Origin of the sequence: Streptomyces sp. NPDC050448, assembly GCF_040655295.1 — a bacterium.
GTDB lineage: Bacteria > Actinomycetota > Actinomycetes > Streptomycetales > Streptomycetaceae > Streptomyces.
This window is the reverse complement of sequence record NZ_JBFAJR010000115.1, coordinates 1-2,617: the sequence shown is the minus strand read 5'-3', so window position 1 is coordinate 2,617 and position 2,617 is coordinate 1. Positions and strand designations below refer to the sequence as shown.

Annotated in this window: 3 protein-coding genes; 2 read left to right on the top strand and 1 reads right to left on the bottom strand. The window is 72.2% G+C overall.

Features of this window, described 5'->3' with window-relative positions:
* The coding region (locus AB0I68_RS38925; protein WP_363182179.1) for a type VI secretion protein at positions 1-1,090 on the top strand (1,090 nt) is incomplete at its 5' end.
* Between the two features lie 16 nt (positions 1,091-1,106).
* Here the strand turns inward: AB0I68_RS38925 and AB0I68_RS38920 are convergent.
* Positions 1,107-1,688, bottom strand: a complete 582-nt coding sequence (locus AB0I68_RS38920; RefSeq protein WP_363182178.1) for a GNAT family N-acetyltransferase — start codon at positions 1,686-1,688, stop codon at positions 1,107-1,109.
* Positions 1,689-1,701: 13 nt separating this feature from the next.
* Between AB0I68_RS38920 and AB0I68_RS38915 the strand changes: the two genes are divergently transcribed.
* The gene (locus AB0I68_RS38915) at positions 1,702-2,523 is read left to right on the top strand and encodes a DUF3626 domain-containing protein (protein WP_363182177.1); all 822 of its coding nucleotides are present in this window, start codon (positions 1,702-1,704) and stop codon (positions 2,521-2,523) included.
* Positions 2,524-2,617: the final 94 nt, after the last annotated feature.

The following is a 2,617-nucleotide window of genomic DNA, read 5'->3' as shown; positions in this document are numbered from 1 at the left end:
GGCCGGTCCCCATAACGTCGTTCCATTTGGCTTCGCCGATGGCGAGCAGGGTTTCGCGGCCGTCGCCCGTATCCCCGTAGACGGCGGCGTCGACCCGGCGGTCCCCACCCCGCAACAGACGCGAGAGCCCGGGGGCGGCTTCGGGCACGCCCAAGCCCCCACCCGCCAAAGCCGGATGGCCTACGGCACTCCCGCCGAGCGCCACCACCTCGCCGCCCAAGCCCTCGCGGCAGCAGACGGCGCCGCCCTCGTCGTCACCTCCTCCCCCACCCTCTGGGCGGAGACGAAGGACGCCCGCGCCAAACTCGGCCCGGTCCTCCTCTACGACCCCTCGCACCTCTGCGACACCCCGGCCCGCATGCACTGGAACCCCGCCGACGCCTGCGCCGACCGCGACACCGCCGCCGCCCGCGCCATCGCGCTCCTGGCCCCGGTACGCCCCCAGGCCCGGATGGACGCGGCCGTCGCCGACACGGCCGAGACGCTCCTGCGCAGCTGGCTCCAGGCAGCCGCCCTCGACGGCCGCCCCTTCAAGCAACTGCACCGCTGGGCCCAGGGCAACAGCGCCCAGGACCCGGTCCGGATCCTCCGTACGCACCCCCAGGCCGCCCCCGGCGCCGCCGGCGAACTCGAGAGCGCCCTCACCGCCCACCCCGAACGCCGCGAGCAGGCCCAGCACCTGACGGCCCGTGCCCTCTCCTGCCTGACGTCGATCCACATCCGCGAGGCCTGCAACCCGAACCGAACAGATGCGCTCACCCTCGCATCGTTCGTGACCGAAGGGGGCACCCTCTACATGGTGGGCGAACCGCTGGAAGACCCCCGCACCCACCCGGGTGCGATGCCCCTGCTCACCGCACTCGCCGCGAGCGTGGTCGAGCACGGCCGCCGCATGGCCGCACGGTCATCCCACGGCCGGCTCGACCCACCACTCACACTGGTCCTGGAGGACGTCGCGGCCGTGGCCCCGATCCCCCGGCTCCCCGAGCTCCTCCAGGAGGATTCCCTCCCCCTGCTCGCCCTGTGCCGCAGCCGGGAGCAGGCCCGCGCCCGCTGGCCCGAGGCAGTCTTCGAACCCACCCGCGCCTGAGCACCCACACCGCTCGCTACGGCCGCGAAATGACGTACTCGAGCTCCTTGGCACCCGCATTCCCCGGAGCCGGCACGACCTGCCCGCTCGCCCGGAACCCGAACCGCCGATAGAAAGCCGCGGCTCGCGCGTTGTCCTCGTGCACGAAGAGCCGTACGCGCTCCAGCCCCGGCCCCTCGAGCGACCAGGCCCAGTCCAGCGCGGCCGCGAACAGGGCCTCGGTGAGCCCGGTGCCCCGCTGCTCGGCCCGTACGAACACGCCCACCACATGCCCCTGGGTCTGCTCGATGGGCTGCTCGAAGAAATCGGTGGTCCCGCCCTCCTCGACCAGGACGGTCACCGACCCGGCCCACTGCCCGTCCGGCCCTTCGGCCACGAACTGCCGCGCGTGCCGCCCGTGCGAAGCCCCCTGGGCCCGGTCCTGCCAGAACTCATCGGTCCTGGCCTCCGCTTGGGCCAGGGCCTCCAGGAAGGCCACCGGCGCCGCCGGATCCTGCAGGGCTGCGATCCGCAGCTCCTTGACCTTCTGCCACTCGTCGGCCCGCACTTGACGCACCACATGCCGGTTCATGATCCCGGATCCAATCACAGCACTCATGCACACTGCATCCATGAATCCACACGCGCGGGCTCTCCACCACGTCACCGGTCTCTCTTCCGGCACCCCGCTGGACCCGACTCTCAGGGTGACGCTCAACTTCCACCCGGACCGCCTGTGCGACGACCGCCCGATCCTCACCGCGCTGGCCGAGGACGGCGTGTACCGCTCGCAGTTCGTCACGGGCACCAGCAACGGCGGCCTCACCGCCCGTGCGGGCGGGGCGCGTTGGCACTGGGAGAGCCGGATCTTCGGAGGCGCCTACGACGACGCGCCGGCCGAAGCCCGCCCCGTCTACGGGGCCTTGAACTTCCGCCACCACCCGGTCGGCGCCGCACCCCGCTTCGGCTCCGCGCACTTCCGCCTCACCGCGGAGGCCTTGCCCCGGACCACGTTCTGCTACCCGGACAGCCATCTCGAGCCGGAATCCTTCGGCGTCGCCGACCGCATGTCCCTGATCGCCCTCGCGGAGGCCGACGACCAGGACGCCCTGGACGACTACATCGAGGCCCAGATCCACGCCCCGGTCCGGCTCGACCGTGACGTCGCCGCGCTCGTACTGGACCCCAGCCACCGGGACACCGAGGTCGAGGCGGCCGCCGAGAAGCTCCCCTGTGCGATCGAATGGCACACCGGCTTCGACCTCACCGTCGACGAGCTCCGCCGCCACCCCGACTACCGGGGCCAGGCGTACGTCGACCTCGGCGCGGCCATCGCCGTCGCGGGCCGGCTGACCCCCCGCATCCTCGGCGATGCGGCCCGCACCGGCCGGTACGACGAACAGGCCCTGAAGCGGGTCTGGCACTACCTGGCCCGATTCGGTCAATGCCCCTGAACGCAGAAAAGCCCCGCACCATAAGGTGCGGGGCTTTCCCACAATGATTGTTCGGCGGCGTCCTACTCTCCCACAGGGTCCCCCCTGCAGTACC

Excerpts from the sequence above, each read along its gene's own strand:
- AB0I68_RS38915 (WP_363182177.1), top strand. The coding sequence starts at position 1,702 with ATGAATCCACACGCGCGGGCTCTCCACCACGTCACCGGTCTCTCTTCC.
- AB0I68_RS38920 (WP_363182178.1), bottom strand. The coding sequence starts at position 1,688 with ATGAGTGCTGTGATTGGATCCGGGATCATGAACCGGCATGTGGTGCGT.